This is a genomic window from Variovorax sp. Soil_C_33, assembly GCF_057656935.1.
Window position 1 is genome coordinate 45,107 of sequence record NZ_JBDGJK010000022.1, and the last position, 16,611, is coordinate 61,717.

A 16,611-nucleotide genomic window follows, 5' to 3' on the forward strand; every position below is an offset into this window, starting at 1 on the left:
AAGCGATGCGGCCTGCGTCTCAAGCGGCCCTGAGCCGCGGCGGAGATCGGCCGAGGCGCGGCAGGCGACGGCGCGAGCCGAGCACCTCCTCGATGTCTTCGCGCGCGCCATCGATGAGCTTGATGATGGCTCGCTCGGCGCGTGCCGGGTTGTGCGCGATGACCGCATCGAGCACCGCCCGATGCATCGGCAGCGACAAGGCCGGCCCATCCTTCTTGGCGGTCGAGAGCTCGAAGCTGGTGCGCAGCAGCGCGTTCAGCGCCTTGCTCATCTGCGCCAGCATGCGGTTGCCCGCGGCGACCAGCAGTCCGTGGTGAAAGCGCAGGTCGCTGGTGACGTAGTCGCCGCCGTACTCGACCGCCTGCTTCATGCCGGCGTAGGCCTCTTCGATCTCTTCGATGTCGGCCGCGGTGGCGCGTTCGGCCGCCAGCCGAACAGCTGCCGGCTCGACCACGCGCCGCAGATCCAGCAGGTCGCGCAGGAACTCGGGCGTGAGGCCGGCGCGGGCCTGCCAGGTGATCACGTCGGGATCGAACCAGTTCCACCGGTCCTCCGGCAGCACGCGGGTCCCGACCTTCGGTCCCGTGACGATCAGGCCCTTGGCGACCAGCGACTTCACCGCTTCGCGCACCACCGTGCGGCTGACGCCGAACTCCTCGCACAGCAGGGGCTCCGCGGGCATCGGCGCGCCGACGTCGAAACGGCGCGACACGATCGCCTCACCCAGCAGTTCGAGCGTGCGGCCATGGGTGTTCTTGGTCATGTGCCGCGTCGCGCCTTCAGGCATCCACCGGTGTCAGCAAGGGCGCACCTGCGAAATGCGCACGCAGGTTGTCGAAGGTCAGTTGCGCCATGGCCTCGCGCGTCTGCTTCGTGCCGCTGGCCATGTGCGGCGTGAGCACCACGTTGGACATGGCGCGCAGCTCGGCCGGCACCTGCGGCTCGTTGGCGTAGACGTCGAGGGCGGCGCCGGCGATGACGCCGTTCGAGAGCGCGGCGATCAGCGCCGCTTCGTCGACCACGCTGCCGCGCGCCACGTTGATGAGGTAGCCCTGCGGCCCGAGCGCCTCGAGCACGCGCGCATCGATCAGGCCGCGCGTCGCCGCGCCGCCGGGCGTGATGACGACCAGGAAATCGACGGCGGCGGCGAGCGCGACCGCGTCGGGGTGGTAGGCATAGTCGACCTCCGCGCGCGGCGAGCGCGCGGTGTACGCGATCTGCATGTCGAAGGCGCGCGCACGGTGCGCGATGGCCTGCCCGATGCGGCCCATGCCGACCACGCCCAGGCGGGCGCCCGTGACCTTGCGGTTGAGCGGGAACGGGCCCTTCGGCCACTCGCCGTCGCGCACGAAGCGGTCGGCCTGGGGAATGCGGCGCGCGATCGAGAGCAGGAGGCCGATCGCGAGATCGGCCACGTCGTCGTTCAGCACCTGCGGCGTGTTGGTGACCGGCACGCTGCGTTCGTGCGCCGCGCCCAGGTCGACGCCGTCGTAGCCGACGCCGAATACCGAGATCATTTCCAGCGCCGGCAGGCGGGCCATCAGATCGCGCGGCACCTTGGCCTCGCCGTTCGCGACGACCGCGCGGATGCGCGGAGCAGCGGCCGAGAAGGCCTCGGGGTCGCTGATGTGCGTCCGATCGTGCACCGTGTACTCGCGCTGCAGCGCGTCCATCAGGAAGGGCATCAAGGGCGCGACGACCAGCACCTCGGGACGGGTGGCGCTCATAGCCCGATGCCCGTCGTTTGCACCGGGCGCTTCCGCATCGCGTTCAATGAATGGGGCATGTGTTGTCTCCTGCGGAATCGGGGTCTTCGGATCCCGATGCACTGTCGAGGCTTATCATATGATGATTGAAATCCAGGCCCGGCAGGACAAACCCTGACACCCCCGGATTCCTGCGCAGCAAGCGTGGCTCCTTCGTTCCAAGAGACAATCGCCGAATGCATTTGATCGCCATCGACTGGGGCACGAGTTCATTGCGCGGCGCGCGGCTCGACGGCAAGGGCCGTGTGCTCGAGGAGCGCGAGCATCCGCGCGGCATCCTCACGGTCCCGCCGGGCGGCTTCCCGGCCCTGTTCGAAGAACTGTTCGGCGACTGGATGCGCCCGACCGGCAGCTTCTGCCTGATCTCGGGCATGGCCGGCAGCAAGCAGGGCTGGGTCGAGGCGCCCTACTGTCCCTGCCCGTCGGGCCGGGTCGAAGTGGGCAGCGCGATCGTCGAGATCGAGCCCGGCCGCATCGCGATCGTGCCCGGCCTCAGTGACCTGCACGACGGCGTGCCCGATGTGATGCGGGGCGAAGAAGTGCAGATCTTCGGCGCCATGGCGCTCACGGGCCTCGCCGACGGCGTTTTCGTGCTGCCGGGCACGCACAACAAGTGGGCCACCGTGAAGCGCGGCCGCGTGACGAGCTTCCGCACCTTCATGACCGGCGAGTTCTATGCGCTCTTGAGCCGGCATTCGATCCTGGCACGCACGCTCGATGCACAGGCGCCGCTCGACGAAGTCTCCTTTCTCGAAGGCGTGACGCAGGCCGACAACGGCCAGGGCCTGCTGCACAACGCCTTCGGCGCGCGCACGCTGGCGCTGTTCGAGCGCATGTCGGCTGGTGATCTTGCGAGCTACCTGTCGGGGCTTCTGATCGGCGAGGAGCTGCGCACCCAATCGATCCACGCCGCCGGAGACCTGGTGCTGATCGGCACGCCGGCGCTGACGCAGCGCTATCTGCTGGCGCTGCAGGCTTCGGGCAATACCGCGCGGACGCTGGGCGCCGAAGCCACCTGGGCCGGCTTGCATGCGCTGTCGGCATTCCTCAACGCAAACAGAACAAGACCATGACATCGCCTCTGGACAAATTCTCCGCCGCCATGCAGCAGCTGCCGCTGGTGGCGATCCTGCGCGGGCTGACGCAGGCCGAGGCGCCGGAGGTCGGCGATGCGGTCGTCGAATCGGGCTTCTGGCTGCTCGAAGTACCGCTCAACTCGCCGCAGCCGCTCGAGAGCATCGCGCTCCTGCGCCGGCGCTTTCCGGATGCGCTGGTCGGCGCCGGCACGGTGCTCGATGCGCAGCAGGTGCGCGAGGTGCATGCGGCCGGCGGCGAGCTGATCGTGGCGCCCAACTTCAACGCCGAAGTGCTGGCCGAAGCGGCGCGCCTCGGTCTCGTGAGCCTGCCCGGCGTGATGACGCCGACCGAGGCCTTCGGCGCGCTCGAGGCCGGCGCGAGCGGGCTCAAGCTGTTCCCAGCCGAACTGGCCTCGCCCGCGGTGGTGAAGGCCTTGCTCGCGGTGCTGCCCAAGGGCACGCCGCTGATGCCCGTGGGCGGCATCACCCCCGCCAACATGGGCGCCTGGCGCGATGCCGGCGCCACCGGGTTCGGCATCGGCTCGGCGCTCTACAAACCCGGAAAGAGCGCGGCCGCAGTGCGCGAGGCCGCACTCGATTTCGTCGCCGCGTTCAACGCGGTCGTACGCGCCTGAAAGCCATCGCCATGTCCGCCGAATCCGACTACGCCAGCCCCGCCGTCCGCGCCTTGCGCGACAAGCTCGCGCTCGCCTTGCGCGCCGCCGCGCACCACGGCCTCTCCGAAGGCGTGTGCAACCATTTCAGCGTCGTCCTGCCCGGCGCGCAGGACCGCTACCTGATCAACCCGCGCGGCCTGCACTGGAGCGAGATCGGCCCCGAGGACATCGTGCTGATCGACGTGCACGGCGAAGTGCTGGCCGGCCGCCATCGCGTCGAGCCCACCGCCCTCTTCATCCACGGCGCGGTGCACCGCATCACCGGCCATGCGGTGGTGCTGCATTGCCACATGCCCTATGCGACCGCCCTCACGCTCACCGCCGATCGCGCGCTCGACCCGACGCTGAGCCAGAACGCCATGCGCTTCATGAACCGCATCGCCGTCGACGCGCAGTACAACGGCCTGGCGCTCGACGACCGCGAGGGAGAACGCATCGCCCATGCGATGGCCGGCAAGGACATCGTCTTCCTGGCCAACCACGGCGTGATCGTGGCCGGCGCGAACATCGCTCATGCCTACGACGACCTCTACTACCTCGAACGCGCCTGCCTGCACCAGGTGATCGCGCAATCCACCGGCCGGCCGCTGGTGCCGGTCGACGCGGCGCTGGCCGCGCACGTGGCGGCGCAGATCCAGGGCGAACGCGAGCAGTCCGACCTGTTCTTCGAGGCGCTGCGCCGGCTGCTGCCCGCGCCGCGTCCCGAACGCCCGCTTCAGCGCGCGGCTGCGTAGGCCGGCGGGTCCGCAACGAAGCCCTGCTTGACCTGGCGCGTCACTGCGTCGGCCAGCACTTCGGGCAGGCCGGATTCGACGGCAGCGAAGGTCTGCTTCGCGACGTCGTCGGGCGATGTCTTGTCGCCCGGCACATGGCTGGCCATGTCGGTGTCCATGAAAGCCACATGCACGCTGACGACCTGCGTGCCCTGGCCGCGCAACTCGTTGCGCAGGCCGTTGCTGAGCGACCAGGTGGCCGACTTGGTGGTGCTGTAGGTGGCCGCACCCGGCAGGCTGACCCAGCTCAGCGCCGACAGGACGTTGACGATGGTGCCGCCGCCGTTCTTCGCCAGCACCGGCGCGAAGGCGCGGCTCAAGGCCCAGGGGCCGAAGAAATTGGTCTCCAGCTCGGCACGCGCCGCATCCACGGCATCGGGCGAAAGCAGGCCCGAGCCGCGCGAAATGCCGGCGTTGTTGATGAGCAGCGTGACGTCGCCGCAGGCGCGGGCGGCTGCCTCGACCTGCTCGGGCTTCGTCACGTCGAGCGCGACGGCGTGCACGCCTTCGAGCGCGATCGCTTTCGGGTCGCGCGCGGCTGCATAGACCTTCTTCGCGCCGGCCGCGAGCGCGGCACGTGCATAGGCGAGCCCGAGGCCGCGATTGGCGCCGGTGATGAAAACGACGGAGTCCTTGATCTTCATGAAAAGCTTTCGGTAGTGAGTGGAGGAATCAGGTTTGCTGAACGCGCCGCAGCAGCCCGGCCGTGGTGCGCGGCCAGCCGACACGGCCGAACCAGGCGCCGCCGGCGATCGACGATGCGATGACGGTGCCGTAGACCACCAGCGCCGCGCCCTGCGCGACGAATACGTGACTGAGCTGGCCACCCCAGCGCAACGCGAGCCAGCCGCCGATCCCGGCCACCGCCAAGCGCGCGATGTTGCCGAGCACCGGCCAGAGCAGCCGGCCCGCTCCCTGCGAAGCGAAGTACAGCACCAGCCCGACGCCGAAGAAGCCGTAGAAGGGCCCGACCGCGCGCAGGTACTGCGAGCCCGCTTCGAGCATCGCCGGATCGCTGCCGAAGAGCATCAGCCAGGGCCTCGGGAACAGCGCGGCCGCGAGACCGATGGCCTCGGTGAGCACGAAGGCCATCGCCGCGCCCGCCCAGGTGGCGCGCAGGGCGCGTTCGCGCTGCCCCGCGCCGATGGCGGTGCCGACCATCGCGACCAGCGGTGCGCCGAGGCCGAACACCAGCGGCACCAGCAGGTATTCGAGCCGCGAGGCGGTGCCGTAGCCGGCGATCGCGCCGGGACCGAACTGGCCTGCCAGCGCGGTCGCGATGCCGATCGACAGGTTGGTGGCCACGGTCGAGATCGCGCCCACGAGGCCGACGCGCAGGATGTCGGCGAACAGCGGCCACTGGAAGCGAGCCTTCGCCCACGAGGGCTTGAGCAGGCTGCGGCCCCCGCGCAGGTAGCCCCACAGCGCGAGCGTGCCGGCCAGGTAGTAGAGCAGGAGCGCGATCGCGCCGCCGGCGATGCCCATGCCGGGGATGGGACCCCAGCCGAAAATCAGCAAGGGCGACAGCGGCACCAGCACCACCACGCCAGCGACCGTCACGTTGGCCGGCACCGACATGTTGCCGGTGCCGCGGATCACCGCCGCCAGCGAATTGAAGAGCCAGACCAGCACCGCGCCGGCGAACACCCAGTTGGAATAGGTCAGTGCCGCATCGAGCGAGGCGCCGGTGCCGCCCATCAGCGCATAGAGCCAGCGCCCGCCAAGCAAAAGCGCCAGCGTGAACACGAGGCCGAAGCCGAGCGCGATCAGAATCGCGTGCAGCACCAGCGAATCGGCATCGTCGCGGCGCCGCGCACCGAGCGCGCGCGCAATGGCCGAGGCGGTGCCGCCGCCCATCGCGCCGGCCGAGGTCATCTGCATCAGCATCACGACCGGGAACACCAGCGCCATGCCGGCCAGCGCATCGGTGCCGAGCTTGCCGACGAAGTAGGTTTCGATCAGGCCGACAGCGGCCTGGGCGACCATCACCAAGACGTTGGGCGCGGCCAGGCGCAGCAGCGTGGGGACGATCGGCGCCTCGATCAGAAGGCGCGTGCGCGGATCGACAGCGCTCATACCGCGGCCTTCACAGCGGTCTTCGCCACCAGCACCGGCCGCGACTCGCGGATCGGCAGGTTGACGAGCGCCGCGCCGGCTGCCAGCGCGATGTCGATGTACCAGACGATGTCGTAGCTGCCCGTCACCTGGAACACGTAGCCGCCGAGGAAGGCGCCCAGGAAGCCGCCGACCTGGTGCGCCAGCATCACGACGCCGAACAGCATCGCCATGTTGGCCGGACCGAACATCTTGGCCACCAGGCCCGCGGTCGGCGGCACGGTCGAGAGGAAGGTGATGCCCATGACGGCGGCGAACACCAGCATCACGGCCGGCGTCTTGGGCGCCAGCAGGAAGATCAGCACCGCGATGCCGCGCGTCGCATAGAGCAGCGCCAGCAACGACTTCATGCGCCAGCGGCCGACGGCCCAGCCCATGGCCAGGCTGCCGACGATGTTGAAGAGGCCGATGACGCCCAGCGCCCAGCCGCCGATCTCCGGCGGCAATCCGCAGGCCGCCACCACGCCCGGCAGGTGGGTGGCCAGGAAGGCGACGTGGAAGCCGCAGACCAGAAAGCCGAGGCTCAGGTAGAGGTAGCTCGGCGTGGCGAGCGCCTGGCCGATCGCCTGGCGCGCCGTCAGCGGCTGGGTGCCGCTCGCCGCGGCCGACTGGGCAGCGAGCAGGTTTGAATTGCCTTTGAGCACGAAGACCGCGGGCAAGGCCAGCAGGATCAGCACGCCAAGCCATTGCATCGCACTGGCCCAGCCGACGCCGGCCATCAGCGCAATCGCGATGGGCGCCATTGCGAACTGGCCGAAGGAACCGCCGGCGTTCACGACGCCGGTGGCCAGGCCGCGCCTGGCCGGCGGCACCATGCGCGTGACAGCGGCCATCAGCACCGAAGGCCCGGCCATGCCGGCGCCGCCAGCGGCCAGCACCCCGATCGCGAAGATCAGGCCGGCCGTCGTCGTCATCAGCGGCGTGAGGATGGTGCCCAGCGCCACCAGCAGCACGCCGATGAAGATCACGCGGCCGGTGCCGATGCGGTCGGCGACGGCGCCCGCGAAGGGCTGCGTCAGGCCCCACCAGAGCTGGCCGAAGGCGAAGGCCAGGCTGATGCTGCCGATGCCCAGGCCGGTTGCGGTGTTGAGCGAGGAGAGGAAGAGCCCCATCGTCTGCCGCACGCCCATGGTGAGCGCGAAGGTGCCGGCAGCGGCCAGCAGCACCAGCCAGAGGGCGTAGCGCGCGACGGGCGTGGCGGGCGCGGCGGTCGTCTTGTCATTCATCCGCATCTCCCTCGTCGGCAGCGTCCGCGGGTTGCAGCAGCGCGATGCTCTCGTCGATCAGCGCGTGCAGCGCGATGACCCGCTCGATGCCGAGCAGGGCGTTGAGTTTTTCCTGTGCCGCGCGCCAGTGGCGCTGCGCTTCGCTGCGCTTCTTGCGGCCGGCATCGGTGACCGCGATCAGCCGGCTGCGTGCATCGGTGCCCTCGCCCTGCGTCAGCCAACCAGCCGCGATCAGCGGCTTGAGGTTGCGCGTGAGCGTCGAAGCGTCGATGTTCATCGCATGCGCGAGATCGCTCGGGCGCAGCGGACCGAGGTGCACCACATGCGACAGCAGCGAGTACTGCGTGGTCTTGAGGCCGCTCTTGGTGACCTCGGTGTCGTAGTGGCGGGCCACCTGGCGCAGGAGGCGACGGAGCCGGAAGTTGGTACAGCCTTGCGGCTTTGCGATAGCATCCATGCGATCTATTGTAGCTACAATCATTGTATATGCAACCTTTAAACGCGACGGAGCAACTGGCGGCCTGGATTGCCGAGGAAGAAGCGATTGCCGAGCGGCTGAACGCGGGGCCCGGCCCCGGCCTGGCGCGGCCGGAACAACTCGCAGGCAAGACCGGCCTGGAGATGATGGAAGCCATGCTGCGCGCCGAAATCCCCTACGCTGCCATCGCCAAGACGCTGGATTTCTCGCTCATCTCGGTGGCCCCCGGCCAAGCCGTGTTCCAGGGCACGCCGCTCGCGCGGCACCTGAATCCGCTGGGAACCATCCATGGCGGCTGGTTCGCCACCCTGCTCGACTCGGCGCTGGGCTGCGCGGTCCACACCATGATGCCGGCCGGCCGCGCCTACACCACGGCCGAGCTCGGCGTGAATCTCGTAAGGGCGCTGACGCCCAAGGTCCCGCGCGTGCGCGCCGAAGGCAAGGTGATCCACTGCGGGCGCCAGCTCGCCACCGCCGAGGCGCGGCTGGTCGGCGCTGACGGCACCCTCTACGCGCACGCCACTACCACCTGCCTGGTGTTCGACATCCCGCCACGGCGCGAGTAGGCCCTGCGCCTGTAAGCACAAAGGCCGAAATCCGGCCCTCCAAGAGTGATAATGATTCGTATCGGCGTTCGCAAGCGAACGGGCGCCGATGCTTTTTACAAATCGACTCTGGAGAAGCCCCATGACCGCACGCATTTGCGCGCTGACCTGCATCGCCGCCGCCTGCCTGGCCGGTGCCTTGCCCGCCCACGCGGCCGATGAACTCACGCTCTACACCACGCGCGAGCCCGGCCTCATCCAGCCCCTGATCACCGCCTTCAGCACGCAAAGCGGCATCAAGGTCAACACGGTGTTCGTGAAGGACGGGTTGCTCGAGCGCGTCAAGGCCGAGGGCGCCCGCTCGCCGGCCGACGTGCTCATGACCGTGGACATCGGCAACCTGATGGACCTGGTCGACGGCGGCGTCACCCAGCCGGTGAAATCGGCGGCGCTGGAATCGGCCGTCCCGGCCAACCTGCGCGGCGCCGACGGCCAATGGTTCTCGCTGTCGATGCGCGCGCGCGTGCTCTACGCCGACAAGAGCCTGCCGCTCACCACCTTTCGCTACGAAGATCTCGCGAATCCCAAGTACAAGGGCAAGGTCTGCATCCGCGCCGGCCAGCACCCCTACAACACGGCGCTGGTCGCATCGATGATCGCGCACGACGGCGAGGCCAAGGCCGAGCAGTGGCTGCGCGGCGTCAAGGCCAACCTGGCGCGCAAGGCCACCGGCGGCGACCGCGACGTGGCGCGCGACATCCTCGGCGGCATCTGCGACATCGGGCTGGCCAACTCCTACTACGTCGGCCAAATGAAGGCTTCGAAGGAAGGCAGCGACGCGCGCAAGTGGGGCGACGCCATCAAGGTGATCCGCCCGACCTTCGCCAATGCCAAGAGCGGCGGCACGCACGTCAACATCAGCGGTGCCGCGGTCGCGAAGAACGCGCCGAACCGCGCGAATGCGGTGAAGCTGCTCGAGTTCCTGGTGTCGGAGCCGGCGCAGGCCTTCTACGCCGAGACCAACTACGAATACCCGGTGCGCAAGGGCGTGGCGCTCGATTCGATCATCGCCTCCAGCATCGGCGAGTTGAAGGTCGACCCGCTGCCCATCACCGAAATCGCCAAGTACCGCAAGCAGGCCAGCGCGCTGGTGGACAAGGTCGGTTTCGACCAGTGACGGGTGCACGGGCGGTAGGGCCGGTCTGGCGAACCGCGTCGGTCCTCATCGCCCTCGGCGTGCTCGCACCGGTTCTCAGCCTGGTCTGGCTCGCGCTGGGCTCGGGCTTCGCGCACTGGGCGCATCTCGCGGAGCACGTGCTGCCGCAGGCCGCGCTCAACACCGCAGTGCTGCTGGCCGGCGTGGGCGTGCTGGTGCTGGTGATCGGCACCGGCTGCGCCTGGCTGGTCACGGCCTGCGACTTCCCGGGGCGACGCGTGCTGCACTGGGCCCTGTTGCTGCCGCTGGCCATGCCGACCTACATCGTCGCCTTCGCCTACCTCGATCTGCTGCACCCGATCGGCCCGGTGCAGGGCGCGATCCGCTGGGCGCTGGGCTTCGACAGCCCGCGCCAGTTCCGCCTGCCCGACCTGCGCTCGATGCCGGGCGCGATCTTCGTGCTCGGCTTCGTGCTCTACCCCTATGTCTACATGACCGCGCGCGCCATGTTCATGACCCAGCCTGCCCACCTGATGGAAGCGGCCCGCACGCTGGGCGAAAGCCGCGGCGGCGCCTTCTTCCGCGTCGCGCTGCCGCTCGCCCGGCCCGCGCTGGCCGTCGGCCTGAGCCTGGCGCTGCTGGAGGCGCTCAATGACATCGGCGCTTCGGAATTCCTCGGCATCCAGACGCTCACCGTCGCGGTCTACACGACCTGGATCACGCGCTCCGACCTGGCCGGTGCGGCGCAGATCGCCTGCGCCATGCTGATCGTGGTGGTGGCGCTGGTGCTGCTCGAACGCAACGGGCGGCGCCACCAGCGTTTCGGCTCGGCCCAGCGCATGCGCGCGATCCAGCCGCGCCGCCTGCACGGCGCAGCGGCCTGGGCGGCGAGCGCCGCCGCCGCGCTGCCGGTCGCGATCGGCTTCGTCGCGCCGGCGCTCTACCTGGTCTGGGAAACGGCCAAGCGGCTGCGCCAGGGCGGCGGCATTTCCGACGGCTTGCTCGCGAGCCTGGGCAACACCCTCGCACTGGCCGCCGGCGTGACCCTGGCCGCCGTCGCCGCCGGGCTGGTGGTGGCCTGGGCGGTGCGCAGCCAGGGCTCGACAGTCAACCGCGCGCGCTGGCAGGCGCGGGTCGCCACGCTCGGCTACGCGGTGCCGGGCACGGTGCTGGCCATCGGCCTGCTCACGCCGGCGCTGGCTTTCGATGCCGCGCTCGGCGCGCTCATGGGCCGCGAAGGACTGCCGCTGATGAGCGCCGGCATCGTGCTCGTCATCGCCTGCGCAATCCGCTTTCTGGCCATGCCCGTCGGCGGCATCGAGGCCGGGCTGGCGCGCATCCCGCCGGCGCTCGAACAAGCTTCGCGCCTGCTCGGCGAAACAGCCGGCGGCACGCTGCGGCGCGTGCACTTGCCGCTTTTGCAGCCGGCCATTGCCGCGGGCGCGCTGCTGGTGTTCGTCGATGCCATGAAGGAGCTGCCGGCCACTCTGCTGCTGCGGCCCGCCAACTTCGACACGCTGGCGACCTGGCTCTACGCGGAGGCCGCGCGCGGCACCTACGAGGAAGGCGCCATCGCCGCGCTGGCGATCGTGCTCGCCGGGCTGTTGCCGGTGATCCTGCTCGCGCGCAACCGCCTCGGCGCGGCGGCCGAAGGGCCCTACGCATGAGCGCAAGCTTGCAACTGGACGGCGTGCGCCTCGCCTACGACGGCGCGCGCGGGCTGCACACGGTGGTCGACGACTTCTCGCTCGCGCTCGACGCCGGCCGCATCGGCTGCCTGCTCGGCCCTTCCGGCTGCGGCAAGACCACGGTGCTGCGCGCGATCGCGGGCTTCGAACCGGTGCGCGCCGGGCAGATCCGGCTCGGCGACAAGCTGCTGTCCTCGCCCGCCACCCACCTGCCGCCCGAACAGCGCCACGTCGGCATGATGTTCCAGGAGTACGCGCTGTTCCCGCATCTGACCGCGGCGCAGAACGTGGGCTTCGGCCTGCGGCGGCTGGCGCGCGCGGAGCGCGATGCACGCGTGGCGGCGATGCTCGCGCTGGTCGGCCTGGCCGAGGCCGGGGAGCGCTATCCGCACGAACTCTCGGGAGGACAGCAGCAGCGCATCGCGCTGGCCCGCGCGCTCGCACCGGCGCCGGCCCTGCTGCTGCTCGACGAGCCTTTTTCCAACCTCGACGCCGGCACGCGCGAGCGCCTGACGGCCGAGGTGCGCGAGATCCTCAAGGCCGCCGGCCAGACCGCCATGCTGGTCACGCACAACGAGGCCGAGGCGCAGGCGATGGCCGACCACGTCGGCGTCATGCACAACGGACGGCTGACGCACTGGACCGGCGGCGCTGCGGAATGACGCGCATGGGCTTTTTCAGAAAAGGTCTTTGAGCCTCGCAAGAATCGCGCTTTCGATTCACTTGAACAACACGAAAGCACGCATGACCGCGCCACTCACCCTCGTCAGCCACCTGCTGTGTCCCTACGTCCAGCGCGCCGCGATTGCGCTGCTTGAAAAGGACGTGCCCTTCGAACGCGTCGTGATCGACCTCGCGCAGAAGCCAGACTGGTTCCTCGAGATCTCGCCGCTCGGCAAGGTGCCGCTGCTGCGCGTGCCGCAGCCGAACGGCAAGGAAGCCGTGCTCTTCGAGAGCAACGTGATCTGCGAGTACCTCGAGGAAACCCAGCCCGGCCCGCGGCTGCACCCTGAGGACCCGCTCGCGCGCGCCGAGCACCGGGCGTGGATGGAGTTCGGCTCCGCGATCCTCGCGGACCTGTGGGGCTACGAGACCACGCGCGATGCCGAAATATTCGAACAGAACCGGCAGGCGCTCGTTGCCAAGTTCCAGCGCGTCGAGGCCGCACTGGGCGATGGGCCCTACTTCGCCGGTGCGCGCTTCAGCCTGGTCGATGCGGTCTTCGCGCCGGTCTTTCGCTACTTCGATGTGTTCGACCAGATCAGCAATTCGCACATCTTCGACGCGACGCCCAAGGTGCGCGCCTGGCGCCGCGCGCTGGCGGAGCGCCCCAGCGTGCGCCACGCCGTGGTGCCGGAGTATCCGCGGCACCTGCACGCCTTCCTGCAGAAGCACGAAGCGCATTTGCTGACACTCGCCGGCCGCGCCTGAACGGACAATCGCCCGCGACAACCACTCTGCACCACTCCACGAGATGCGACTTCTCCACACCATGCTGCGCGTTGGCAATCTCCAGCGCTCGATCGACTTCTACACCCAGGTGCTCGGCATGCAACTGCTGCGCACTTCGGAGAACCCCGAGTACAAGTACAGCCTGGCCTTCGTCGGCTACGAAGGCAATCCGGCGCAAGCCGAGATCGAGCTGACCTACAACTGGGGCACCGAGAGCTACGAACTGGGCACGGCCTACGGCCATATCGCCCTCGGCGTGCCCGATGCCTATGCGGCCTGCGAGAAGATCAAGGCCGCGGGCGGCAACGTGACGCGCGAGGCGGGCCCCGTCAAGGGCGGCACCACGGTGATCGCCTTCGTGACCGATCCGGACGGCTACAAGATCGAGCTGATCCAGCGTTCCGAAGACGCTGCCGGCAGCGGCCTGCGCTAGCAGCCCAGCAGATCCGCCAGCGCGCCGATGTCGCGCGCATGCAGCGTGTTGTCGGCGCGCGGCGAAACATCTTTCTGGTGCTCTGGTCCGAACTCCTGCGGCCGCTCGATGTAGCCGGTGCGCAGGCCGCAACTGCGCGCGGCGGCCAGGTCGTCGTGGTGCGCGGCCGCGAGCATGACCTGGCTGGGCGTGACATCGAACACCGCCGCCACGCCGAGGTAGGTGCGCGGATCGGGCTTGTAGGCCTTGAAGACCTCGGCCGACAGCACGCAGTCCCAGGGCAGGCCGGCGTTCTTGGCCATCTCGGTCAAGAGGCCGATGTTGCCGTTGGAGAGCGTGCAGATGATGTACTTGCGCTTGAGCCGCGCGAGGCCTTCCACGGCATCCGGCCAGGCCGGCAGCCGGTGCCAGGCCTTGTTGAGCTCGCGCTTGCGCGCCGGTTCTAGCTCGCCCAGGCCGAAGTCGAGCAGCACGATTTCGAGAATGCCCATGTGCAGCTCGTCGAGCAGCGTGAAGCCGCCCTCGCCGGCCGCGAGGCGTTCCATCACGCTCTTCATTGCGGGCTGGTAGCCCGCGCGCCAGGCCAGCGCGAAGGCGCCGCCGTCGACGCCCGGCACGATGCGCTCGGCCTCGGCAGCGATGCCGCTGTACCAGTCGACCACGGTGCCGAAGACATCGAAGGCGATGACCCTCAGCTCGCCGGCATCGAAATTCTCAGTACTCATCGAACCAGCTGGTTGGCCTCGCGTGCCAGCGCCTCAATGCGCGCCCAGTCGCCGGCCGCGATCGCCTCGGTCGGCACGATCCACGAGCCGCCTACGCAGGCCACGTTGGAAAGCGCAAGGAACTCGTGCGCATTGGCCGCGGTGATCCCGCCCGTGGGACAGAACTTCACATCGCCGAAGGGCCCTTGCCAGGCCTTGAGCATCGCCAGCCCGCCGGCCTGCACGGCGGGGAAGAACTTGAGCTCGGTGAAACCGTCCTCCTGGGCCAGCATGATTTCGCTGCCGGTCGCCACGCCGGGCAAAAGCGGCAGCCCGAGGTCGTGGCAGGCCTTGCCCACGGCGCGCGTATAGCCCGGGCTGACGCCAAACTTGGCGCCGGCCAGCGCCGAGGCCTGGGCATCGGCGGCACTGCGGATGGTGCCGGCGCCGGGCACGGCCTCGGGCACTTCCTTGGCAATGATCTCGATGCATTCGAGCGCCTCGCGCGTGCGCAGCGTCACTTCGAGCATGCGGATGCCGCCGGCGACCAGCGCGCGCGCGAGCGGGACCGCGTCCTTGACGTCGTGCAGCACGATCACCGGGATCACGGGGGCGTCGCGCATCACGTCGATGGCGGACAGCGTGGGATTCACAGCCATGTGCAGGCTCCTTCTTCTGCAGTCAATGCATTGCGGCGCATGCCGGCGAACAGGTCGCGGCCGAGGCCGTGGCCGTTGCCGGCGCGCAGTTCGTCGGGCAGCGTCGCGGTTTCTCTCTCGGCCCATTCGTCGGCCGGCAACAGCACGGCCAGCGTGCCGGCCACCGCATCGAGCCGGATCAGGTCGCCGTCGCGCACTTTGGCGAGCGGGCCGCCCGCCGCGGCCTCGGGCGACACATGGATCGCGGCCGGCACCTTGCCCGAGGCGCCGCTCATGCGCCCGTCGGTCACCAGTGCCACGCGGAAGCCCTTGCCCTGCAGCACCGACAGCGGCGGCGTGAGCTTGTGCAGCTCGGGCATGCCGTTGGCCTGCGGGCCCTGCCAGCGCACCACGCAGACCACGTCACGTTCGAGTTCGCCGGCGGTGAAGGCCTGTTGCAGCGCGGACTGCGAATCGAAGACGCGCGCCGGCGCCTCGATCACATGCCGGTCGTCCGGCACCGAGGACACCTTGATCACGCTGCGGCCGAGGTTGCCGCTCAGCAGCTTCAGCCCGCCGGTGGCGCTGAACGGCGCCGCGACCGGCCGCGCGACGGCTTCGTTCTTCGAGGGCGCGGCGGCGTGCCACTTCAGCGCGTGCTCGTCCGAAGGCGCGCCGGCCAGCGTCGGGATGCCGGCATATTCGCGCAGGCCGCCGGCGCGCACGGTCAGCACGTCGGCATGCATCAGGCCGGCGTCGAGCAGCTCGCCGATCACGAAGCCGGGGCCGCCCGCAGCCTGGAATTCGTTGACGTCGGCGCTGCCGTTGGGATAGACCCGCGTGAGCAGCGGCACCACCTCCGAGAGCTCGGAGAAATCGTTCCAGTCGATCAGGATGCCGGCCGCGCGCGCCACCGCGACCCAGTGGATCAGGTGGTTGGTCGAGCCGCCCGTGGCGAGCAGTGCGGCCATGGCGTTGACGATCGATCGCTCGTCGACCATCTCGCCGATCGGCGGCGTTGCATAAGGCTTCTTGGCGGCCAGCCCGAGCACCGTGCGCACCGCTTCGCGCGTGAGCGCCTCGCGCATCGCATCGCCGGGCTGGATGAAGGCGGTGCCCGGCACGTGCAGGCCCATCGCCTCCAGCAGCATCTGGTTGCTGTTGGCGGTGCCGTAGAAGGTGCAGGTGCCCGGCGCGTGGTAGGCGGCCATCTCGGCATCGAGCAGGCTCTGGCGGCCGACCAGCCCCTGGGCCGCCTGCTCGCGCACCTTCGACTTGGCGCTGTTCGACAGGCCCGAGGGCATCGGTCCCGCCGGCACGAAGACGGTGGGCAGGTGGCCGAAGTGCAGCGCGCCGATTAGGAGGCCCGGCACGATCTTGTCGCACACGCCCAGCAGCAGCGCGGCATCGAACATGTCGTGCGTGAGCGCCACCGCGGTGCCCATCGCGATCACGTCGCGGCTGAACAGGCTCAGCTCCATGCCGGGCGTGCCCTGGGTGACCCCGTCGCACATCGCCGGCACGCCGCCCGCCACCTGCGCCGTGGCACCGAGACGGCGCGCCTCGTGCTTGACGATGTCGGGATAGCCCTGGTACGGCGCATGGGCCGAGAGCATGTCGTTGTAGGCGCTGACGATGCCGATGTTGGGTGCGCGCTCCGTCACCACCTTGAACTTGTCGCTGGCCGGGATGCCGGCCACGGCATGCGCCACGTTGGCGCAGCCCATGCGGTCGGAGCCGCGGTCGCGGTTGCGGGTCTCGGTCAGCCGCTGGAGATAGGCGCTTCGAAGGTCCCGGCTGCGCGCACGAATGCGCTCGGTGACATCGCGTACGGTGGGATGTGTAGTCATGAGTGCTTCACTGTGCAGTGGGGCTGCGCGCGGC

General features: G+C 69.6%; 18 protein-coding genes. 9 read left to right on the plus strand and 9 right to left on the minus strand.

Going from position 1 to position 16,611, the window contains the following annotated elements; genetic code table 11:
- Nucleotides 1-19 precede the first annotated feature (19 nt).
- Entirely contained in the window at nucleotides 20-763 is a 744-nt protein-coding gene (locus AC3A6B_RS26495) for a FadR/GntR family transcriptional regulator (protein ID WP_487839623.1), read from the minus strand.
- A 16-nt stretch (nucleotides 764-779) separates the two neighbouring features.
- Nucleotides 780-1,727, minus strand: a complete 948-nt coding sequence (locus tag AC3A6B_RS26500) for a 2-hydroxyacid dehydrogenase (RefSeq protein ID WP_487839624.1) — start codon at nucleotides 1,725-1,727, stop codon at nucleotides 780-782.
- 215 nt (nucleotides 1,728-1,942) lie between these two features.
- On the opposite strand from AC3A6B_RS26500, the gene AC3A6B_RS26505 reads away from it, so the two are divergent.
- The 3 genes from AC3A6B_RS26505 to AC3A6B_RS26515 are packed head-to-tail and all read left to right on the plus strand — an operon-like array spanning nucleotide 1,943 to nucleotide 4,253.
- Entirely contained in the window at nucleotides 1,943-2,839 is an 897-nt protein-coding gene (locus tag AC3A6B_RS26505; RefSeq protein ID WP_487839625.1) for a 2-dehydro-3-deoxygalactonokinase, read from the plus strand.
- Nucleotides 2,836-3,477: a 2-dehydro-3-deoxy-6-phosphogalactonate aldolase gene (locus AC3A6B_RS26510; protein ID WP_487839626.1), complete on the plus strand. Its 642-nt coding sequence runs from the start codon at nucleotides 2,836-2,838 to the stop codon at nucleotides 3,475-3,477. The genes AC3A6B_RS26505 and AC3A6B_RS26510 overlap by 4 nt, the downstream gene beginning before the upstream one ends.
- 11 nt (nucleotides 3,478-3,488) lie before the next feature.
- On the plus strand, nucleotides 3,489-4,253 hold the full coding sequence (locus AC3A6B_RS26515; protein WP_487839627.1) for an aldolase: 765 nt from the start codon (nucleotides 3,489-3,491) through the stop codon (nucleotides 4,251-4,253).
- Here the strand turns inward: AC3A6B_RS26515 and AC3A6B_RS26520 are convergent.
- The 4 genes from AC3A6B_RS26520 to AC3A6B_RS26535 are packed head-to-tail and all read right to left on the minus strand — an operon-like array spanning nucleotide 4,235 to nucleotide 8,090.
- The gene (locus tag AC3A6B_RS26520; RefSeq protein ID WP_487839628.1) at nucleotides 4,235-4,936 is read right to left on the minus strand and encodes an SDR family oxidoreductase; all 702 of its coding nucleotides are present in this window, start codon (nucleotides 4,934-4,936) and stop codon (nucleotides 4,235-4,237) included. The genes AC3A6B_RS26515 and AC3A6B_RS26520 overlap by 19 nt on opposite strands.
- A 28-nt stretch (nucleotides 4,937-4,964) precedes the next feature.
- Nucleotides 4,965-6,368, minus strand: a complete 1,404-nt coding sequence (locus AC3A6B_RS26525; protein ID WP_487839629.1) for an MATE family efflux transporter — start codon at nucleotides 6,366-6,368, stop codon at nucleotides 4,965-4,967.
- On the minus strand, nucleotides 6,365-7,633 hold the full coding sequence (locus AC3A6B_RS26530; RefSeq protein WP_487839630.1) for an MFS transporter: 1,269 nt from the start codon (nucleotides 7,631-7,633) through the stop codon (nucleotides 6,365-6,367). The genes AC3A6B_RS26525 and AC3A6B_RS26530 overlap by 4 nt, the downstream gene beginning before the upstream one ends.
- The gene (locus AC3A6B_RS26535; RefSeq protein WP_487839631.1) at nucleotides 7,626-8,090 is read right to left on the minus strand and encodes a MarR family winged helix-turn-helix transcriptional regulator; all 465 of its coding nucleotides are present in this window, start codon (nucleotides 8,088-8,090) and stop codon (nucleotides 7,626-7,628) included. The genes AC3A6B_RS26530 and AC3A6B_RS26535 overlap by 8 nt, the downstream gene beginning before the upstream one ends.
- A gap of 29 nt (nucleotides 8,091-8,119) precedes the next feature.
- Between AC3A6B_RS26535 and AC3A6B_RS26540 the strand changes: the two genes are divergently transcribed.
- The 6 genes from AC3A6B_RS26540 (at nucleotide 8,120) to gloA (ending at nucleotide 13,385) form a co-directional block, all read left to right on the plus strand.
- Nucleotides 8,120-8,677 carry a PaaI family thioesterase gene (locus tag AC3A6B_RS26540; RefSeq protein ID WP_487839632.1) on the plus strand — a complete coding sequence of 186 codons (558 nt, stop codon included), beginning with the start codon at nucleotides 8,120-8,122 and terminating at the stop codon, nucleotides 8,675-8,677.
- A gap of 121 nt (nucleotides 8,678-8,798) precedes the next feature.
- Nucleotides 8,799-9,833, plus strand: coding sequence for a Fe(3+) ABC transporter substrate-binding protein (locus AC3A6B_RS26545; RefSeq protein ID WP_487839633.1), 1,035 nt, complete (start codon nucleotides 8,799-8,801; stop codon nucleotides 9,831-9,833).
- Nucleotides 9,830-11,479 carry an ABC transporter permease gene (locus AC3A6B_RS26550; RefSeq protein WP_487839634.1) on the plus strand — a complete coding sequence of 550 codons (1,650 nt, stop codon included), beginning with the start codon at nucleotides 9,830-9,832 and terminating at the stop codon, nucleotides 11,477-11,479. The genes AC3A6B_RS26545 and AC3A6B_RS26550 overlap by 4 nt, the downstream gene beginning before the upstream one ends.
- Nucleotides 11,476-12,162, plus strand: coding sequence for an ABC transporter ATP-binding protein (locus AC3A6B_RS26555; RefSeq protein ID WP_487839635.1), 687 nt, complete (start codon nucleotides 11,476-11,478; stop codon nucleotides 12,160-12,162). Before AC3A6B_RS26550 ends, AC3A6B_RS26555 begins: the two co-directional genes overlap by 4 nt.
- A gap of 82 nt (nucleotides 12,163-12,244) precedes the next feature.
- The gene (locus AC3A6B_RS26560) at nucleotides 12,245-12,931 is read left to right on the plus strand and encodes a glutathione S-transferase family protein (protein WP_487839636.1); all 687 of its coding nucleotides are present in this window, start codon (nucleotides 12,245-12,247) and stop codon (nucleotides 12,929-12,931) included.
- A 43-nt stretch (nucleotides 12,932-12,974) separates the two neighbouring features.
- Nucleotides 12,975-13,385: a lactoylglutathione lyase gene (gloA, locus tag AC3A6B_RS26565; RefSeq protein ID WP_487839637.1), complete on the plus strand. Its 411-nt coding sequence runs from the start codon at nucleotides 12,975-12,977 to the stop codon at nucleotides 13,383-13,385.
- On the opposite strand, the gene AC3A6B_RS26570 is transcribed toward gloA, so the two are convergent.
- From AC3A6B_RS26570 to edd, 3 genes are read right to left on the minus strand one after another with little or no spacing between them, the layout of a single operon-like run.
- Nucleotides 13,382-14,110 carry a haloacid dehalogenase type II gene (locus AC3A6B_RS26570; protein ID WP_487839638.1) on the minus strand — a complete coding sequence of 243 codons (729 nt, stop codon included), beginning with the start codon at nucleotides 14,108-14,110 and terminating at the stop codon, nucleotides 13,382-13,384. The genes gloA and AC3A6B_RS26570 overlap by 4 nt on opposite strands.
- Nucleotides 14,107-14,748 carry a bifunctional 4-hydroxy-2-oxoglutarate aldolase/2-dehydro-3-deoxy-phosphogluconate aldolase gene (eda, locus tag AC3A6B_RS26575; protein ID WP_487839639.1) on the minus strand — a complete coding sequence of 214 codons (642 nt, stop codon included), beginning with the start codon at nucleotides 14,746-14,748 and terminating at the stop codon, nucleotides 14,107-14,109. Before eda ends, AC3A6B_RS26570 begins: the two co-directional genes overlap by 4 nt.
- Complete coding sequence (gene edd / locus AC3A6B_RS26580; RefSeq protein WP_487839640.1) at nucleotides 14,739-16,577, minus strand: phosphogluconate dehydratase; 1,839 nt, start codon at nucleotides 16,575-16,577, stop codon at nucleotides 14,739-14,741. Before edd ends, eda begins: the two co-directional genes overlap by 10 nt.
- Between the last annotated feature and the right edge of the window lie 34 nt (nucleotides 16,578-16,611).